The organism is Pseudomonas sp. R32, from assembly GCF_009866705.1.
GTDB lineage: Bacteria > Pseudomonadota > Gammaproteobacteria > Pseudomonadales > Pseudomonadaceae > Aquipseudomonas > Aquipseudomonas donghuensis.
This window is the reverse complement of record NZ_CP019396.1, coordinates 1,694,898-1,709,763: the sequence shown is the minus strand read 5'-3', so window position 1 is coordinate 1,709,763 and position 14,866 is coordinate 1,694,898. Positions and strand designations below refer to the sequence as shown.

Here is a 14,866-nt window from a genome sequence, read left to right as displayed (position 1 = left end):
TGGAACGAGCCTATGGACACCCCTTCGAGCTGGCGCGAGCGGCTCTACGTCATCGTTTTTCAAACCGACACGGTCGCCGGCCGGCGCTTCGACAGCATCCTGCTGCTGATCATCCTTGCCAGCCTGGTCACGGTGATCCTCGACAGCATCGACGAGGTGCACCAGCGCTATGCCGGGGTACTGGCGGCCATCGAATGGGGTTTTACCGCGATCTTCCTGGTCGAGTACCTGATCCGCCTGTACTGCTCGCCCAAGCCCTTGCGCTACGCCTTCAGTTTTTATGGCCTGGTCGACCTGCTGGCGATCGTGCCGGGGATCATCGCCCTGTACTACAGCGACGCCCAGTACCTGCTGATCATCCGCGTCATCCGTATGCTGCGGATCTTTCGCGTGCTCAAGCTCAGCCCGTACCTCAAACAGGCCCATTACCTGCTCGCGGCCCTGCGCGGCAGCAAGCAGAAGATCATCGTGTTCTTGCTCAGCGTCTCGACCCTGGTCACCGTGTTCGGCACCCTGATGTACGTGGTCGAGGGCCCCGAGCATGGCTTTACCAGCATCCCCAAGGGCATCTACTGGGCCATCGTCACCCTGACCACCGTCGGCTTTGGCGACATCGTGCCCAAGACCCCGCTGGGCCAGGTGCTGTCATCGATGGTGATGATCACCGGTTACTCGATCATCGCCGTGCCCACCGGGATTTTCACTGCGGAGCTTGCCAACGCCATGCGCGGCGAACAACTGCAGCACGACTGCCCGGTGTGCCGGAAAAACAGCCATGAACACGGCGCCGCGTTCTGCTCGCGCTGCGGCAATGCGCTGTTCAGGAAAACGCTATAAGCAAAGCACTTTTTAATCTTTTAGCGCCTAAAGCCCAACCGCTATAGTCGCTGGCATAATGCCTTTAACGCCAACTCGAACAAGGAATGCGCAGTGAAAAAACTCTTCAGTGCCTCGCTTCTGGCCGCCGGCCTCGCCTTCGGCTCCCTGGCCCAGGCCGCTCCGGCACCGTTGCTGAACGTCTCCTATGACGTGATGCGCGACTTCTACAAGGACTACAACGCCGCGTTCCAGAAGCACTGGGAAGCCGAGCACAAAGAGAAAATCACCGTGCAGATGTCCTTCGGCGGCTCCAGCAAGCAGGCCCGTTCGGTGATCGATGGCTTGCCGGCCGACGTCATCACCATGAACATGGCCACCGACATCAATGCCCTGGCCGACAACGGCAAACTGGTCCCGGATAACTGGGTCACGCGCCTGCCGAACAACAGCGCGCCGTTCACCTCGGCTACCGTGTTCATCGTCCGCAAGGGCAACCCCAAGGCCCTGAAAGACTGGCCCGACCTGCTCAAGGACGGTGTCCAGGTCATCGTGCCGAACCCGAAAACCTCCGGTAACGGCCGCTACACCTACCTCTCGGCCTGGGGCTATGTGCTGAAGAACGGTGGTGACGAGAACAAGGCCAAGGACTTTGTCGGCAAGCTGTTCAAGCAGGCACCGGTGCTCGATACCGGTGGCCGCGCCGCCACCACTACCTTCATGACCAACCAGATCGGCGACGTGCTGGTGACCTTCGAGAACGAAGCCGAGATGATCGCCCGCGAGTTCGGTCGCGATCAGTTCGAAGTGATCTACCCAAGCGTTTCCGCCGAGGCCGAGCCGCCGGTGAGCGTGGTCGACAAGGTGGTCGACAAGAAAGGCAGCCGCGCCACCGCCGAGGCCTACCTGAAGTACCTGTGGTCGCCAGAGGCTCAGGAAATCGCCGCCAACAACTACCTGCGTCCGCGTGATGCGGCGGTACTTGCCAAGTACACCGACCGCTTCCCGAAAGTCGACTTCCTCTCGGTGGAGAAGACCTTCGGTGACTGGCGCACCGTGCAGAAAACCCACTTCAACGATGGCGGGGTTTTCGACCAGATCTATACCGGGCAGTAAGGGCCTCATCGCCGGGCAAGCCCGCTCCTACTGAATGTGTAGGGGCGGGCTTGCCCCGCGACAGCTTCGCGCAATACAACCCGCCGCCGCAGAAAGTCACCGAACAACAGGCCTGATTCGGCTTTAACGCCTGCGGGCATCGGTGCTAAAGTCGCGGCCATGAACCGCACCCCCTCCGACCGCCCGCTGATTGCCTGGACCTTGTACTTCTGTGTCCTGTTCAATCTGTTCGCCTGCGGTTTCGGTCACGGGCAGATGATGGGCTTGCAGCTCAATGGCATTGGCGGCGCCTATTGCTCAGCCATGGGCACCGCCGGGCCGACACTGAAAAGCGATTTCGGCGATCAGGCAGTAGCCGGCTGGGACAGCATGCAGACCTGCCCGGTGTGCGCCGCCGCCGTGGTGTGCCTGGGCCTTGCGCTGGTTATCGGCTGGCTGCTGGCGGTCAGCCGTGTACGCCGCTATCACCGCGAACTGCGCAGCAAGGCGCCGCCGCGTTATTGCTGGCCCGCCGCCAATCCCCGCGCCTCCCCGCTTCTGGCTTGAACCTCCTGGCAGCTCCCCGGGCTGCCTGAAACCGGCCGTTTTTTTGCTGCGCCTGCCTGACAGGTGCAGGCGGCCGTTGGCTCAATTTCCAGAGTGTGATTCATGCCCTACTCCTATCGCCTGTCCGGTTGCGCGGCACTGCTGTGCGCGCTGTCCTTCAATGCTGTGGCCGAGGCGCCGCTGACCTTGCCTGACCTGCGCATCAACAGCCGCGCCGACGCCGAAGACGGCGTACTGCTCGACACCCCTTCGCAAACCGGCTCGCGCCTTGGCCTGACCCCGCGGCAAACCCCGGCTTCGGTGAACATCGTCAACCGCCAGCAGATCCAGCAGCGCGGCGCCCAGACCACCCAGGACGTGCTCAACGGCGTGCCCGGCATGACCGCCGCCTCGCCGCCCGGCTCTGCCGGCTCAGTAGCTTATCGGGGCTTTTCCGGGGCACAGATCACCCAACTGTTCAACGGCATCAGCGTGCAGTACGACTCCATCGCCGCGCGCCCGGTGGACAGCTGGATCTATGACCGGGTCGAAGCCGTCGGCGGGCCGTCGAGCTTCCTCTTCGGTGCCGGTGCCGTCGGCGGCTCGATCAACTACATCACCAAGCTGGCCAGTCGTGACGAGAACTTCAACGAAGGGCGGATCACGTACGGCTCCTACGACAGCAGCGAAACCTCGTTCGGTTTCAACCATGCGCTCAACGACGGCGACGGCATCCGCAACTACGCCCGCCTGGATTTCAGCCACAGCAAAAGCAATGGTTATGTCGATCGCGAAGAGCGCGATGCCTGGACCGTGGCGTTCTCGCTGCTAACCGACATCAACGACCAGCTGTCCCACACCCTGGCCGTGGAGTATCAGAACGAAACGGTCGACAGCCCCTATTGGGGCAGCCCGGTGCTCAACCCGCTGGGTGGCGAAATGAAGGTCGACGAGAGCCGCCGCTTCGAGAACTACAACGTCGAGGACGGCCGCTACGAACAACGCGTGCGCTGGCTGCGCTCGATCACCGACTACCGTTTCAACGACACCACCTCGCTGCGCAACACGCTCTACCACTACAACACCGAGCGGAACTTCCGTAACCTCGAAACCTACGCCTACAACGCCGACAACAGCCGGGTAAACCGCTCCAACGCGCTGCTGCAACGCCACGACCAGGAACTCAACGGCAACCGCTTCGAGCTGCTCCACGAAGGCCAGTTGTTCGGCTTGAACAGCCAGTGGTCGGCGGGCCTGGACTACAGCCACAACGTGCAGATGAGCTACCCGCGCTCGATCACCGGCATTTTCGACAGCGTCGACCCGGCCACCTTCGAACCCGGGCATTTCTATGATCTGAACGGCATGGTCCCGGGCTATCAGAAGAACCGCGAGAACACCGTCGACACCTGGGCCGCTTTCGTCGAAAACCGTCTGCAGCTGACTGAGCGCCTGTCGCTGCTCACTGGTTTGCGCTACGACCATATCGACCTCGATGTGCATAACTACCGCACGGTCGATGCCAACAACCCGCTGGACTTCCAGCGCAGTTACGAGCCTACCACCGGGCGCATCGGCCTGGTCTACGAGCTGACCCCGGCCGCCAACGTCTATGTGCAGTACAGCACCGCCGCCGACCCGCCCTCGGGCATGCTCAGCACCGCCAGTTTTGCCTCGGTACGCGACTTTGACCTGAGCACCGGCAAGCAACTGGAAGTGGGCAGCAAGTTCAGCTTCCTCGACGGTCGTGGCGCCGCCACCGTCGCCGCCTACCAGATCGAGCGCAAGAACCTGGCCACCGCCGATGCCGCCAACCCCAGCGTCACCCAGCCGGTGGGCAAGCAGTCTTCGCGCGGGGTCGAGGTGGCCGCCTCGCTGCATGTCACCCCGAAGCTGTTGGCCGAGGGTAACTTTGCCTATGTCGACGCCCAGTACGATGAGTTCAACGAGAACGTCGGCGGTCGCTCGATCTCGCGCAAGGGCAACACCCCGACCAACATCCCCGAGCGGGTTGCCAACCTGTGGCTGACCTACGACATCGACCCGAGCTGGCAAGTCGGTGCCGACAGCCGCTATGTATCTTCGGTGTATGCCGATGCAGCCAACACCCGCTATGCGCCGTCATACACGATCTTCGGCGCCTTCCTCGGCTTCAAGGTCGATGACGACACGCGCATCACCGCCCGGGTGCGCAACCTGACCGACGAGGTGTACGCCCGCTGGACCTCTGCGAGCATGCTCTACCTCGGTGCCCCGCGCACCCTTGAGCTGGCCGTGCAGACGCGCTTCTAGGACGCCACCGATGAAACGTTACCTGTACCTGTGGCACCGCTGGCTGGGCATCGGCTTGTGCCTGTTCATGGCGCTGTGGTTCTTCTCGGGCATGGTCATGCTGTATGTCGGCTACCCCAAGCTGACCCCGCGCGAGCACTTCGCCCATCTACCAGCATTGCGCCTGACAGACTGCTGCGTCGACCTCGGTACTGCCCTGCGCAGTGCCGATGCCGAACGCAGCCCCGCGAGCATCCGCCTGAGCATGGTGGCCGCGCAGCCGCGCTACCTGTTCAGCTATCCGGGCCGCGCCAGCGTGGCGGTGGATGCCCGCACGGGCCAGCGCCTGCAACCGATCGAGCGCGAACAGGCCCTGGCCAGTGCTCGTCAGTACGACGCCGTGGCCACGGCCAGCTATCGCGGCGCAGTGTTTGAGGACCTGTGGAGCCACTCTCGCGCCCTCGACGCCGAGCGCCCGTTGCAGCGGGTACAGCTCGACGATGGCGAGCGCACCCTGCTGTACATCTCCGGGCACACCGGCGAAGTGGTGCGCGATGCCAGCGCCGTGGAACGCGGCTGGAACCTGGTCGGCGCCTGGCTGCACTGGCTGTACCCGTTGCGTGGCATCGGCGTGGACGGCCTGTGGAGCAATCTGGTGATCTACCTGTCGCTGGCCGCCACGCTGATGGCAGTGCTCGGTGCGGTGATCGGCATCCTCCGTTGGCGCCTGCGCAAGCCCTATCGCAGTGGCTCGCGCTCGCCCTACCGTGGGTTTGCCCGTTGGCACCATATCGGCGGATTGCTGTTCGGCGTGCTGGCGATCACCTGGATCTTCAGCGGCCTGATGTCGATGAACCCGTGGCGGCTGTTCAGCAGTTCAGTGCCGCTGAACGTTGCGGCGTATCAAGGCGGGCCGTTGTCGGCGGCGGCTTTTCCGGTGTCTGCCAGTGAAGCGCTGATGCGCTTTGACCAACAGGGCTTCAACGCACGTGAACTTGAGTGGCGCTTGATCGCTGGCGCGGGATACCTGGTCGCTCATGACGGCGCCGGGCGCACCCGGGTGCTGTCGATGGCCGACGGCCAGGTGCTCGAGCGCCTGCCCAGGGAGCTGCTCGAGCATGCAGCGCAAGCGTTACTGCCACAGGGCCAGATGCACAGCGAGCAGCTAGAAGCCTACGACTTCTACTACTACGCCAGGGCCGAACAGAGCATGCTCGGGCACCTGGAAAAACGCTTGCCGGTGTTGCGCGTGCGCTTTGCCGACCCGCAGCAGACCTGGCTGCATCTGGACCTGTACACCGGCGAGGTACTGGGCGTGCTCGACCAGCCGCGGCGCGTGTCGCGCTGGTTGTTCTCGTTGCTGCACAGTTGGGACTGGCTGCCGCTGTTGCAACAGCGCCCGCTGTGGGATGCCTGGATGATCGCCTTCAGCCTGGGCGGGTTGGTGCTGAGTGTCAGTGGTGTGGTGCTCGGCTGGCGACGGTTAGCCAAGTAGGAGCGGGCTTGCCCCGCGATGCGCGATGGCTGACAGAATGCTATCGCGGGGCAAGCCCGCGCCTACACAAGGTCCCTGAACACCAACGCCTTGAGCCCGCCCGCCGGATCGCTATCGAGGAACTCCGGCGGGTTGGCCAGGCGTTCGACGAAAGTCAGCCCCGGCGCTTCTGCGGCCATGCCGTCGACGAGGAAGTCCGGGCCGATCGCCGGGTCGTTGACGCAGGCCAGCACCGTGCCGCCGTCGCTCAACAGTTCCGGCAGGCGCCGCAGGATCTTGCGGTAATCCTGGGTCAGGACGAAGCTGCCTTTCTGGAAGGTCGGCGGGTCGATGATGATCAGGTCATAGGGCCCGGACTTGCGCACCTTGCCCCACGACTTGAACAGCTCATGGCCAAGAAAACTCACCTTGCCCAGGTCATGGCCGTTATGCCGATGGTTGTCGCGCCCGCGGCTCAACGCCGAACGCGCCATGTCCAGGTTCACCACCTGCTCGGCACCACCGGCAATCGCCGCCAGCGAGAACCCGCAGGTGTAGGCGAACAGGTTGAGCACGCGCTTGCCCACCGCCTGCTCGCGCACCCAGCGCCGGCCATAACGCATATCGAGGAACAGCCCGGTGTTCTGCTTAAGGCCCAGGTCCAACTGATAACGCAGGCCGTCCTCATCGATCAGCCAGTGCTCACAGGGTGTGCCGAGCAACCACTGCCCGGGGCTGTCCGGCAGGTAGCGATGCTGGAGCAGAATCGCCTGGCCACTCCAGCAGGGTGCTTCGGCCAGGGCCAGGAGCATGTGCTCCAGCGCCGGCAACTGGCCCTCGGGCGGCTCGCGAAACAGCGACACCAGCAGCACGCCCTGCAACCAGTCCACCGTGATCTGCTCAAGCCCCGGCCAGCAGCGCCCGCGCCCGTGAAACAGGCGGCGGGTTTCGGCCGGCGCCGGGTCAAGGGCGGCGAGCAGGTGCTGGTGGAGGGTGTCGATCACAGAGGTCATGGGCAGATTCAATCGGGTAAAGCCACCTATTCTACTCTGCCCCGCCGGTGACAGCAGGCCGTTCGGCCATTGATGAACACGATGGGTGAGTGTGGCCGGTTTTTGTCGCTTTTTTTGCCCGCCGCCGTTGCCGATAGTGCCCGCACCTTCACTCGCGGATCTTTGCCATGTCTACCCTGAAAATCGAATTCTTCCACGATGTCGTCTGCGCCTGGTGCTTTGTCCTGGCCCCGCGCCTAAAACAGTTGCAAGCCGAGTTCGAGCTGGATATCCAGCACCGCAGTTTCATCCTGCAAAGCAGCCGCGAGGCGATGATCCAGCGCTTTGGCTCGATGCCCCAGGCCAAGGAAACCATCCTTGATCACTGGCAGGCCTGCGCCCGCGCCGAGGACGAAAAACGCATCAACATCCCGGGCATGCGCGAGCAAGACTTCGAATACCCCAACGGCCTGCTCGCCGCCACTGCCTGCCAGGCAGCCCATGCGCTGGCTGGCAATGCCGGTCACGAACTGATGTTAGACCGCCTGCAGTGGGCGCACCTGGTCAAGAACCGCAACATCGGTGACAAGGCCACTGTGCTGGCAATCGCCGCAGAGGCCGGCTTCGATCCACAGGCCTTCGCCCACAGCTTGCAGCACGATGCGCCTGCGTTGCTGGAGCGGGATCTGCGCCAGGGTCGCGAACTGGGCTTGCGCTCGGTGCCCTCGCTGGTGATCGCCGAGCGCTTTCGCTTGTCTGAATGCCTGACCCTGAAGCAGTTGCGCCAAGTGCTCAGCGACATCCGCGACAACCTGGACAAGACCGAGGCGATTTTGTCTTAAGGTGCGCAGCGGCTATTGCAGCGCTGGCATAGCTCCCCCAGCACCTGCACCAGCAGTTGCACGTCGGGGCTGTGCCGCAGCGCTTGCGGGTAGCCAATGTACAGCGGCACTTCCCGCTGGCGTTGATGCTGCAGCGCCACGCGGCGCAAACGCCCGGCAGCCAGCGATTCATTGATCGCATGCTCGGGCAGCCAGGCAAAGCCCATCCCGCGCTCGACCAGGGTGCAGGCCGCCGCCAGGCTGCTGACCGTCCAGCGCTGGGAGGTGCCGAGCCAGCCGCTGTTCTGCGGATGGCGGGTGCCCGAGTCACGAATCACCACCTGCCGATGCGGCTGCAAATCCGCAAGGCCCAGCTCGCCCTGGCTGGCGGCCAGCGGGTGATCGGCGCCGACCACGCAGACCAGTTTTACCGTCAGCAGCAATTCCTGCAGGTAACCAGCGGGCAGGCTGCTGGCAATTCCCAGCTCGACCTTGCCGTCTTCCAGCAGCTCGCCCGCACCAGACAATGCGGTTTCATACAGGCGAATACGATAGTCCGCGAAAGTTGCCGAATACCCCTGCAAAGCCTCTTGCAACAGCTCGAGCGGGAACAGTACATCGACCGCCAGCGCCAGCTCGTTGAACAACCCCGGCTGGTACTGATTGGCCAATTGTTCAAGCTTTTGCGCCGCGCCGAGCAAATGCTTGGCCTGGGACAGCAACGCCTGGCCCAAGGGGGTCAAAACCGCCTTGCGACCCTCGATGATGAACAGCTCATGGCCGAGCAGCACCTCCATGCGATTGACCGAATGACTGACCGCCGACTGGGACTTGAACAAATGCTCGGCAGCCTGCAAAAAGCCGCCGCACTCGACCGTGGCGACAAATGCACGCCACTGCTCGAGGCTGATTTTGGAAAACATGCCTACCTCCCTGTATGCGCGTTCAACGTTGCGCGGCCACCAGGCACAGCATGGGCCGTTCCTGCTCTTCGGCCAATGCCGGGCAGGCCTGGATCTGTTCAGCGCTCGGCCCCCACTCCTGCACATGGGCCAGGGTGAAGCCGGCGCCTACCAGCTGATTGAGCAAGGTGCCCGGGGTGCGGTGATACTTGATCACGCCATCGGGCGCAAGGCCGCGTGCACGTTGGCGAACAGACGCGGCAGATCGTCGATGTAATGCAGGGTCAGGGAGCTGTAGGCAAGATCGAAGGCGGCCTTGGGCAATTCCAGGGTGTCGAGGTCTGCGCGCGAGCGCCCCGGCTGGCTGTAGCCATGGAAAAAGTCCGGATTGTCGTAGATGTTCTGGGCCATCGGCGCGGTCCTTCATAAGCAGTCATAAGCATCTACACTAGCATTCCACCCCTGCACTGGAGAACGATCATGAGCGAGACCCCGTCCATTGTCCTGGTCCATGGTTTCTGGGGCGGCGCCGCCCACTGGAGCCGGGTCATCCTCGAACTGTCACGCTTGGGCCACCGTAACCTGCATGCCGTGGAAATGCCCCTGACCTCACTGGCCGACGATGCCGAACGCACACGCAAGATGGTCGCCTCGATTACGGGCAAGGTGCTGCTGGTCGGGCACTCCTACGGCGGCGCGGTGATTACCCAGATGGGCAACCAGGCCAATGTTGCGGGCCTGGTCTACATTGCCGCCTTTGCCCCCGAAAAAGGCGAAAGCCCAGGCAGCATCACTGCCAACAACCCGCCTGAAGCGGCAGCCAACCTGCAGCCGGATGGCGATGGCTACCTGTGGATCAAACCCGACAAGATGCATGAAAGCTTTTGCCAGGACCTGAGCAAGGACGAAGGGCTGGTCATGAGCGTGACCCAGAAGGCGCCGCTGGCCAGCACCTTCGGCGACACCATCGGCGACCCTGCGTGGCAACACAAACCCACCTGGTACCAGCTCTCGAGCCACGATCGGATGATCCACCCGGACAACCAGAAACTCATGGCTGAACGCATGCAACCCAAGGAGTTGCTCACGCTGGACGCCAGCCATGCCTCGCTGGCCTCCAGGGCCGCCGAAGTGGCAGCCCTGATCGACCGTGCGGCGGTCAGTCTGGCTTGACCGCCGGAGCCTTGAGCGCGGGCTTGAACCACCAGCCTTGCTGCATACCGGCCGCGGCCAGCAGGATCGCGGCCACCCCCAGCCATTGCAGCGGCTCCAGGCGATGGCCGAAGGCGAACCAGTCGACGAAGATCGCCGCAATCGGGTAGATGAACGACAGCGCCCCGGTCAAGGCGGTCGGCAGCTTCTGGATCGCCCCGTACAGCAGCACGTACATCACCCCGGTGTGAACGATGCCCAGGGTCACCAGGCTGGCCAGCGCGCCGGCATCGCCCGGCAGGCCGCGGGTGTTAGCCCAGGGCGCCAGCAAGAGGATGCCGGTGCACACCTGGATCAGGGCAATCAGGTGCGGTGGGGTGCCGCTCAGGCGCTTGATGATCAGCGCCGCCAGCGCATACAGAAACGCCGCGCCCAGGGCCAGGGCAATGCCCAGCAGGTAGTCGTTGCCGCTGCCGCCCTGGTTGCCATGGGCACTGACGATCGCCAGCATCCCGGCAAAGGAAACCGCCAGCCAGAACAGCTTCGGCACGGTGATTTTCTCGCCGAGAAACAGCGCCGCCAGACCCACCAGCATGAACGGCTGGACGTTGTATACCGCCGTGCCGATGGCAATCGAGGCCCGCGAGTAGGAGGCGAACAGCAACACCCAGTTGCCGACGATGGCCACGCCACTGAGCACCGCCAGGGCGAAGGTGGTCAAGGTCAGGAGATTGGGCTTGAGAAAACCCATGGCCAGGCAAATCAGCAGCAAGGTGCCGGCGCCGAACACGCAGCGCCAGAACACCACATCCAGCACCGGTTGCCCGGACACCAGCACGAACCAGCCAATGGTCCCGGAAATCAACATCGCGGCGACCATCTCAAGCGACCCACGGCGTATTGAACTGTCCATCACTCACCTCCTTGACGATGGGCAAATTATGACAAGGGCTTCAGGGCCCGTTCCAGTGGATAAAACAGGCTAGACTGAACCTCTACCTTTACTATCAAGGCAGATTTGGTTTTTTGCCTAACGAGGCCAGTATGACCGACGACATCGACCAGTTGTTGATCAAGGCGCTGATGGAAGACTCGCGGCGATCGCTTAAAGCCCTGGCGCAGCTCAGCGGCCTGTCATCCCCCAGCGTCAGTGAACGCCTGCGCCGGCTTGAAGAGCGTGGCGTACTCACGGGCTACACGGTGGAGATCGACCCGCGCTGTTTCGGTTACCAGTTGCAGGCGATCGTGCGGGTGCGGCCGCTGCCAGGGCAACTGCAGGAGGTGGAGCGGCAGATCATGGCCATCCCCGAATTCACCGAATGCGACAAGGTCACCGGCGACGACTGTTTTATCGCGCGCCTGCACGTGCGCTCGATGGAACAGCTCGACACCGTGCTGGACAAGCTCAACAGCCATGCCGAAACCAACACCGCGATCGTCAAGAAGACCCCGGTGAAACGACGCTTGCCGCCAATGGCCTGAAGCTGTATGCACTCGATCCTGTGCTGACCGCACTGGCCTCATCGCCGGCAAGGCCGGCTCCCACAGTGGAGTTGTGTGTACCCTGCAGGGCCGGCGGCGTTACTGCACCGGCTCACTCGACGGCCTGGCAATCAGGCCCTTCAATTCACTGGTCATCGGAAACTCCAGGTTAAGGCCATTGGGCGGGATCGGCTGCTGGAACCAGCGATTGTAGATGCCCTCGATGCGCCCGCTGCGATAGACATCCGCCAGCGCCTCGTTGACCAGCGCCAGCAGGCCCTCATCGCCCTTGCGCACCATGCAGCTGTAGATCTCCTTCGATTGTGCCTCGCCCACCACCACCCAGTCATGGGGGTTGCGCGCCTTGGCCCGCTCGCCGTACAGCAGCGCATCATCCATGTAGAACGCCGCCGCGCGCCCGGACTGCAGCATCATGAAGGCCTCGCCATGGTCCTTGGCGCTGATCACCGAGGCGCCAAGGTTGTGCTCCAGGTTGTAGTTTTTCAGGTACTTCTCATTGGTGGTGCCGGCGGTGCTGACCACGTTCTTGCCCTTGAGGTCATCAAGGCCCTGAATGCCGCTGTCCTTTTTGGTCAGCAACTGGCCTTTGACGAAGATAAAGCCATACGAGAAATCCACCTGTTTCTGCCGCTCGGCCGTGACCCCGGTGGTACCGCACTCCAGATCGACCGTGCCGTTCTGCACCAGTGGAATGCGCGTCTGCGAGGTCACCAGGTTGTAGCGCACCTTGAGCTGTGGCACTGCCAGCTTGGCCTGCAGGTGCTTGACGATTTCAGCCGCCAGGTCGACCGAATAGCCCATGGGTTTGCCGCTGTGATCGCCCACATAAGAAAACGGAATGGACGAGTCGCGATAGCCGAGGGTGATGCTGCCGGATTCGGCGATCTTCTTCAGGCTGCCGGTGAGCGGCGGCGTTTCGGCCAGAATGGGCTGCGCGAAGCACAATGACAGGACAAGCAGAGCAGGACGGTGCAAACGGGTAATCGACATCGGGACACTCCTTGCGGTTGTTGTTCTTATTCAGTTCAGGCCGCCCGTGGGGTAAGGCCGTGCAGGTCGATCGACGGCGTACGGCCGCCTATCAGTTCGGCCAGCAGCCGGCCACTGGCACAGGCCAGGGTAAAGCCCAGGGCGCCATGACCCAGGTTGAGCCACAGATTGCGGTACGCCGTGGCACCGAGCAACGGCACGCCACTGGGGGTTGCCGGACGCATCCCGGCCCACTCGCAGGCATGTTGGTAGTCGGCGGCCTCGGGCAAGGTCGCCACGGCCAACTGGCGCATGCTGGCCAGCCGCGCTGGATCGGGCGCTTCATCAAAGCCGACGATATCGACCATGGCGGCGATGCGCAGTTGGTCTTCAAGGCGGGCATAGACGATCTTGCGGTCATAGTCGGTGATGCTCACCTGGGGCGCCTGCTGCCCGGCCTTGATCGGCGCGGTCAGGCTGTAGCCTTTGAGGGGATAGATTGGCAGGTGCAACCCGGGCAGGCCGAGGCTGGCACTGCGGTGCCCGGCACACAGCACCAGGCGCTCCACCGGCAAGACCTGCTCACCCAGTTCCAGCGCCTGCACCACCGCGCCGCTGTAACGGATGCGCGTCACCGTCTGCCCGAGCCTCATGCGGCATTGCCCCGACGCCTGCAAGCGCTCGACCAGGGCCAGGCAGAAGCGGTGACAATCGGCGACCTCCTCATCGGCGGTAAACACCCCACCGATGAAAGGGGCATTGGCCAAGGCCGGCTCCAGCGCGCCGATCTCTTGCCCATCAAGCACGCGCTGGCCTTGCGGGTCGAGCAGGTGCTGGCGGGCATGCGTGAAGCTTGCGCGGTTACGAAAGGTCACCAACTTGCCGTTACGCCGCCAGGCGAACCCATCCAGTGCGTCTTCCTCGCGCCATTGCATCAACGTGCTCTGACTGTGCAGGGCCAGGCGCAGCAGGTGTGCGGCATTGGCACGATTGACCGAACTGCGGCATGCAGCCATGAAGGCCCCCATCCAGCGCCATTGCGCCAGGTCCAGACGCGGGCGCAGTTTCAGTGGCGAGTCGCGGCGCAGCAGCCAGCCCAGCGCTTGCAACGGCACCCCGGCATCGGCCAGGGGTGCGACATAGCGATAAGACAACTGCCCGCCGTTGGCAAAGCTGGCGCCGCCGGCAAGGCTGTCACGTGCCTCGATCAGGTCGACGGCAAAGCCGTCACGCACCAGGGCGTAGGCCGTTGCCAGACCAATGACGCCGCCGCCGATCACCGTTACCCGCTGTGCCATGTGCTTTCATCCGCCAATCCGAAGGCCTTCAGACTAGGCCCGGTGACAGCCTGGCGATAATGAATAAAAATGGGTAAAGCATAAACAAAGGTTATGGGCCGCCCCATGCGCTTGCGTCATATCGAAGTGTTCCAGGCCATCCGCCAGACCGGCTCCATCAGCGGCGCCGCGCAGTTGCTGCACGTGACGCAGCCTGCGGTGTCGAAGATTCTCCAGCACGCCGAAGCGCAGCTGGGCTTCCCGCTGTTTTTGCGCGTGCGCGGCAAGTTGCAGATCACCCCGGAGGCCCTGGCGCTGGAACGTGAGGTCGACAAGGTCAGCGACAGCGTTGAGGGCGTTCGCCGCCTGGCCGCCAGCCTGCGCCGACAACCGGGCATGACCCTGCGTATCGGGGCAACGCCGGCCTTGGCCCTGTCGCTGTTCCCCCCGGTGATCAGCCAGTGGGCCGAGCGCCATCCACAGTCCGAGTGCGAACTGTCGAGCTTGCACAGCCGCGAGCTGGTGCAGCAGTTGCTGATGCGCGAGATCGACGTCGCCCTGACCTTGCGCCATCCCGAACATCCCGGCTTGAATGTGCAGCCCCTGGCCCATGGCATGCTGGTGGCACTGGCGCCGAAGGGCTATTGGCGCGAAGACCGCCAGGGCGTACCGCTGGCGGTTGAAGCCCTGGCCGATGCGCCGTTGATCGGCCTGAGCAGCAGCGACCCGCTGGCCGCCCAGGTCGGCCATTACCTGAAGAGCCTGGAGCCGGCACCGCGAATCAGCATCCGCGTACAGACCTATTCCCTGGCCCGGGCCATGGTCGAAGCCGGTGCAGGGCTGGCGTTGATCGATCCGTTTACCGCCCAGGGCTCGGCGCAAACGCTGGTGCGGCCGTTGAATCCCGCCCTGCCCATTACCCTGTATGCCTTGACCCGTGCCAACGAGAGCCAGCCGCATACCCTCGACGACCTGTTGCGGCTATTCAGCGAGCGGGCCCATGAACAGATCGCCCGGGTCAGCCGCTAGCCATGCCTTGAAAAGCGCT

General features: G+C 63.5%; 14 protein-coding genes and 1 pseudogene. 9 read left to right on the top strand and 6 right to left on the bottom strand.

Going from position 1 to position 14,866, the window contains the following annotated elements; genetic code table 11:
* Positions 1-12: 12 nt before the first annotated feature.
* From PspR32_RS07880 to PspR32_RS07860, 5 genes are all read left to right on the top strand, one after another.
* Complete coding sequence (locus tag PspR32_RS07880) at positions 13-837, top strand: ion transporter (protein ID WP_010225098.1); 825 nt, start codon at positions 13-15, stop codon at positions 835-837.
* Between the two features lie 93 nt (positions 838-930).
* Positions 931-1,932, top strand: a complete 1,002-nt coding sequence (locus PspR32_RS07875) for a sulfate ABC transporter substrate-binding protein (RefSeq protein ID WP_010225096.1) — start codon at positions 931-933, stop codon at positions 1,930-1,932.
* Between the two features lie 159 nt (positions 1,933-2,091).
* On the top strand, positions 2,092-2,478 hold the full coding sequence (locus tag PspR32_RS07870; protein WP_010225094.1) for a DUF2946 domain-containing protein: 387 nt from the start codon (positions 2,092-2,094) through the stop codon (positions 2,476-2,478).
* A 102-nt stretch (positions 2,479-2,580) separates the two neighbouring features.
* The gene (locus tag PspR32_RS07865; RefSeq protein ID WP_159388288.1) at positions 2,581-4,749 is read left to right on the top strand and encodes a TonB-dependent receptor; all 2,169 of its coding nucleotides are present in this window, start codon (positions 2,581-2,583) and stop codon (positions 4,747-4,749) included.
* A gap of 10 nt (positions 4,750-4,759) precedes the next feature.
* Complete coding sequence (locus tag PspR32_RS07860; protein ID WP_010225090.1) at positions 4,760-6,223, top strand: PepSY domain-containing protein; 1,464 nt, start codon at positions 4,760-4,762, stop codon at positions 6,221-6,223.
* Between the two features lie 62 nt (positions 6,224-6,285).
* Here PspR32_RS07860 and PspR32_RS07855 read toward each other — a convergent pair whose 3' ends face one another.
* The gene (locus PspR32_RS07855; protein ID WP_159388287.1) at positions 6,286-7,215 is read right to left on the bottom strand and encodes a class I SAM-dependent methyltransferase; all 930 of its coding nucleotides are present in this window, start codon (positions 7,213-7,215) and stop codon (positions 6,286-6,288) included.
* Between the two features lie 167 nt (positions 7,216-7,382).
* Here PspR32_RS07855 and PspR32_RS07850 point away from each other — a divergent pair, with 167 nt between their 5' ends.
* Positions 7,383-8,036 (top strand): DsbA family oxidoreductase, encoded by a 654-nt coding sequence (locus PspR32_RS07850; RefSeq protein WP_159388286.1) that lies wholly within the window; start codon positions 7,383-7,385, stop codon positions 8,034-8,036.
* Here PspR32_RS07850 and PspR32_RS07845 read toward each other — a convergent pair.
* Positions 8,033-8,938, bottom strand: coding sequence for a LysR family transcriptional regulator (locus PspR32_RS07845; RefSeq protein ID WP_159388285.1), 906 nt, complete (start codon positions 8,936-8,938; stop codon positions 8,033-8,035). The two genes, PspR32_RS07850 and PspR32_RS07845, sit on opposite strands and share 4 nt — an antisense overlap.
* Before the next feature lie 22 nt (positions 8,939-8,960).
* Positions 8,961-9,262: pseudogene (locus tag PspR32_RS07840) on the bottom strand (methyltransferase domain-containing protein); the annotation flags it as partial.
* Positions 9,263-9,397: 135 nt separating this feature from the next.
* On the opposite strand from PspR32_RS07840, the gene PspR32_RS07835 reads away from it, so the two are divergent.
* Positions 9,398-10,090 carry an alpha/beta hydrolase gene (locus PspR32_RS07835; RefSeq protein ID WP_010225082.1) on the top strand — a complete coding sequence of 231 codons (693 nt, stop codon included), beginning with the start codon at positions 9,398-9,400 and terminating at the stop codon, positions 10,088-10,090.
* Here PspR32_RS07835 and PspR32_RS07830 read toward each other — a convergent pair.
* Positions 10,077-10,982 (bottom strand): DMT family transporter, encoded by a 906-nt coding sequence (locus tag PspR32_RS07830; protein WP_010225081.1) that lies wholly within the window; start codon positions 10,980-10,982, stop codon positions 10,077-10,079. The genes PspR32_RS07835 and PspR32_RS07830 overlap by 14 nt on opposite strands.
* Before the next feature lie 131 nt (positions 10,983-11,113).
* Between PspR32_RS07830 and PspR32_RS07825 the strand changes: the two genes are divergently transcribed.
* Positions 11,114-11,551: an Lrp/AsnC family transcriptional regulator gene (locus tag PspR32_RS07825; RefSeq protein WP_010225080.1), complete on the top strand. Its 438-nt coding sequence runs from the start codon at positions 11,114-11,116 to the stop codon at positions 11,549-11,551.
* A gap of 99 nt (positions 11,552-11,650) precedes the next feature.
* Here PspR32_RS07825 and PspR32_RS07820 read toward each other — a convergent pair whose 3' ends face one another.
* Complete coding sequence (locus PspR32_RS07820) at positions 11,651-12,562, bottom strand: transporter substrate-binding domain-containing protein (RefSeq protein WP_100783420.1); 912 nt, start codon at positions 12,560-12,562, stop codon at positions 11,651-11,653.
* Between the two features lie 35 nt (positions 12,563-12,597).
* Positions 12,598-13,839 (bottom strand): D-amino acid dehydrogenase, encoded by a 1,242-nt coding sequence (locus PspR32_RS07815; RefSeq protein ID WP_159388284.1) that lies wholly within the window; start codon positions 13,837-13,839, stop codon positions 12,598-12,600.
* 105 nt (positions 13,840-13,944) lie between these two features.
* Between PspR32_RS07815 and PspR32_RS07810 the strand changes: the two genes are divergently transcribed.
* Positions 13,945-14,847, top strand: coding sequence for a LysR family transcriptional regulator (locus PspR32_RS07810; RefSeq protein WP_026001418.1), 903 nt, complete (start codon positions 13,945-13,947; stop codon positions 14,845-14,847).
* Positions 14,848-14,866 lie beyond the last annotated feature (19 nt).

Coding starts and splice junctions, on each gene's coding strand:
- PspR32_RS07880 (WP_010225098.1), top strand. CDS start 13: ATGGACACCCCTTCGAGCTGGCGCGAGCGGCTCTACGTCATCGTTTTT.
- PspR32_RS07870 (WP_010225094.1), top strand. CDS start 2,092: ATGAACCGCACCCCCTCCGACCGCCCGCTGATTGCCTGGACCTTGTAC.
- PspR32_RS07865 (WP_159388288.1), top strand. CDS start 2,581: ATGCCCTACTCCTATCGCCTGTCCGGTTGCGCGGCACTGCTGTGCGCG.
- PspR32_RS07860 (WP_010225090.1), top strand. CDS start 4,760: ATGAAACGTTACCTGTACCTGTGGCACCGCTGGCTGGGCATCGGCTTG.
- PspR32_RS07855 (WP_159388287.1), bottom strand. CDS start 7,215: ATGACCTCTGTGATCGACACCCTCCACCAGCACCTGCTCGCCGCCCTT.
- PspR32_RS07850 (WP_159388286.1), top strand. CDS start 7,383: ATGTCTACCCTGAAAATCGAATTCTTCCACGATGTCGTCTGCGCCTGG.
- PspR32_RS07845 (WP_159388285.1), bottom strand. CDS start 8,938: ATGTTTTCCAAAATCAGCCTCGAGCAGTGGCGTGCATTTGTCGCCACG.
- PspR32_RS07835 (WP_010225082.1), top strand. CDS start 9,398: ATGAGCGAGACCCCGTCCATTGTCCTGGTCCATGGTTTCTGGGGCGGC.
- PspR32_RS07830 (WP_010225081.1), bottom strand. CDS start 10,982: ATGGACAGTTCAATACGCCGTGGGTCGCTTGAGATGGTCGCCGCGATG.
- PspR32_RS07825 (WP_010225080.1), top strand. CDS start 11,114: ATGACCGACGACATCGACCAGTTGTTGATCAAGGCGCTGATGGAAGAC.
- PspR32_RS07820 (WP_100783420.1), bottom strand. CDS start 12,562: ATGTCGATTACCCGTTTGCACCGTCCTGCTCTGCTTGTCCTGTCATTG.
- PspR32_RS07815 (WP_159388284.1), bottom strand. CDS start 13,839: ATGGCACAGCGGGTAACGGTGATCGGCGGCGGCGTCATTGGTCTGGCA.
- PspR32_RS07810 (WP_026001418.1), top strand. CDS start 13,945: ATGCGCTTGCGTCATATCGAAGTGTTCCAGGCCATCCGCCAGACCGGC.